Below are 2,499 nucleotides of genomic sequence, written 5' to 3'. Positions count from 1 at the left end.
AGGTAAATGTGCACTTTTAAGACTATATCTTTCTTTAGCAAGCTCTTCTAAAACTTGAGCTCTGGAATATCCCCACGCTGATGAAACATAGTGCATATGGGGCTCAGCTTCATGAGCCTTCTCTTTTCCATAAATCCCCTTCATAGTACGAAACAGGCAATGCCATACACCTCCTTTGGCAAAAAAGTTTACGATTACACGATGGTTTTCAGTTATGGCCAGATGTAATTGGTTATTTGTTAGATCGGTTTTCCCAGCAGTTTCAATCTCATTATCTGGATTACGGTAAATGAATCGTGGATATTTTTTGCCAATTAATTGTTTTGGTTTGTGCTCAAAAGTATAGACTGAAAACTTATAACCAAATGTATCAGAAGACTGGATAATAAAAGCAAAAAATAGCTCATGATTTAATCTTGCCTCGCGAAGCAACTCTATTTGTTCCTTTTTCTTGGTTGAGAACAGGATTTTTTTAAACATCTCTGGCAATTCATATTTCAGAGCAGCTTGATACCGCACCTGCCAATCTCTGGCAGCACGCTCAATAATTTTCTTTTCCCCAACATAGCCTAGCCTTTGGTTAAGCAACTTAAAATAAGAACGAGCCATTGTCAAAGCAACTTCTTTTTCGTGCATAGCATAATAATATGCAGGGTTTACATCTACGGCAGTTTTCGCTTCGGCGGCAATAAAGTATCCGCCAGTTTTGGGATCCGGGGTGGTTTGTGTATGAAACATATTTCAGACTATTCTTGGTTAGACAGTGATCTTTTTGAGTTCCTCTTGCATTCTTCTAAAATTTTACTGAACATCGAATCCAGTGCTTTGTTGATTTCATCATCAGTTTTCCCAAAGACAATAAAACTTAGCTTTTTCCTCTCTTCATTATATTCTTGATCACTATATTTCTCTGTCACTTAACTCAATCCGATCCTGATTGGCATGTGATAATTGGATGATCGTCTTAACAATGAAGTCATAGAATTTATTGAAAACTTGATTTCACCAAAATCCGACCAAATTCTCTCTATGGAATAGAATTTCTAAAAGTTCATCGAAAGATGGGCTTTTTTGTTTAAAAGCCTTCCAACTAACTTTAAGTATTTACTGCATTTCAAATATAAAATTCTGCTGAATATAGATTTACATCAAAAACCATGGCACATAATTAAATCCACATTCATACGCGACAAGCATACACTAGCGAGGCATACTCATTCGCGATAAGGTATAGTAAATAGCTATTCACTACACCTTTGAAAAGAATGTATTTTTTTCTTTACTATTATATATTAACTAAAATGGTGCCTCTTCGTCAGAATAATTCAATGAACGTGGAGGCTGACTGCATGCCACTTCAATCTGATTTAAGGCTTTTGACATCAGCTGGCTGATCGGTTTGGCATGTACATTAAGTTCACTAGAAATCCGGTTAGGCCTTCTGAAACTTTTTCCGTAAGCCAGCACACCAATATCGGCCATACGGTATTCCATAACCCTGTGACTTACCCCAAAGTAGTTGCTTAAATGGTCAATGGTCAACAGAAAATTGCTCCAATTTTCTGGCACATTGTCAACGTGAACATGGTTAGGCCTGCGTCTGGCTCTTATACTTTGGCATTCTATCAGCCTAACTACGGTATTCAATTCTGGCATCATTAAACAGGCCGCAAATTTATTGGCTTGCCATTCTATCCAATTCCGGTCATTGACCAAGTCATGCCTTCCCGTTAAAGGGTTGAATATCGAATCCGATTGGCTGTCGTAGGCAGACTGCTCAATGGTTAGATGTCTATGCAGAAAGAAATGCGAAATTTCATGAGCCAATATAAAATTGAAGCGGTCCGTATCGCTGATGCTGGAATCAATAATGATTTTCCTTTCTTTAGCGATACAAAGGCCGAGGATTTCACGACCCTGAGGTTGTTCGATGGATTCTATTGATACTTCARGTTTATGTTTTTCTTTAAGGTATTCCATAAAACTTTCCATATTAAGCCCAAGGTGGTGCTTTCTGATATGAGGGTTAAAATCATCCAACAGGTTATTGGCCATTTCTTCCAGCAGTTCTCCTGAAAGACGCTCTACGCCTGTAACTTCAGAAATCTCGCCGGTCTTTCCCGTAAGATAACCTAAAAGCGAGTGTCGTATAACTTTTTCTAYCAGCTCTGACCAGTTGATTTCTGCTACACCCTGGCCAACGCCGAGATTGCTTAGTTCACTCAGAAACCTTAGCTTTTCAAGTTCAGCAGCAGTTTGAGCAAAGTCTGTATCAACAAGGCATGCTTTGCGCTTTCTTGAATTATATATTTTAGTATGAAAGGYATCCTTTTCGATTTTTATCCATACAACCTTATGCGCATTTGCCAGCTTTTGAGCCTTGCGCTGAAGATTTGTAGTACTGATGAAAATCGGATGAATGTTTAGCCCGCCAATGGATTGGATATTGTTGATGAATTCACCAACGTCATTGCCCGGAATGGTCGTTTTATAGTCTTT

Annotated in this window: 2 protein-coding genes; both read right to left on the bottom strand. The window is 38.5% G+C overall.

Annotation, left to right across the window (positions count from 1 at the left end; translation table 11 throughout):
• On the bottom strand, nt 1–738 hold a 738-nt coding region (locus AC1DPQ_RS24505), incomplete at its 3' end, for a hypothetical protein (RefSeq protein ID WP_477611160.1).
• A gap of 558 nt (nt 739–1,296) precedes the next feature.
• The coding region (locus tag AC1DPQ_RS24500; protein WP_477611159.1) for an ImmA/IrrE family metallo-endopeptidase at nt 1,297–2,499 on the bottom strand (1,203 nt) is incomplete at its 5' end.

It is taken from the genome of Pedobacter sp. 01T416_2, assembly GCF_056398925.1.
This window is presented reverse-complemented; position numbering and strand designations above follow the sequence as displayed.